The 231-nt window shown below is 58.9% G+C and carries 1 pseudogene; it reads right to left on the bottom strand.

Annotation, left to right across the window (positions count from 1 at the left end):
• Positions 1–231 (bottom strand): annotated as a pseudogene (locus tag RVY79_RS21820) (hypothetical protein); the annotation flags it as partial.

Here is a 231-nt window from a genome sequence, read left to right as displayed (position 1 = left end):
CTCGGTGGTGGTGTGGCTCTCCATTAAATGTTTTTTCAACGTCGCGCCGTTCTTCGTCTTGATCACCAGCCGGTCGACGCCGGGCACGTAGAGTGCCTCATGCACCAGCACGTCCGCCCCCTTGGCGAACTCTGCGAGCTTCGGATTGTAAGCGGTGTCGCTGGAGAACACGATGATGCCGTCGGGTGTCTCGAATTTGTAGGCGAAGTTGTCGACGATCGGCGGATGCGG

Origin of the sequence: Chromohalobacter sp. HP20-39 (assembly GCF_033052815.1) — a bacterium.
Classification (GTDB): Bacteria; Pseudomonadota; Gammaproteobacteria; order Pseudomonadales; family Halomonadaceae; genus Chromohalobacter.
Note: the sequence above shows the minus strand (reverse complement) of the source record. Positions and strands in the feature narration are given on the sequence as shown.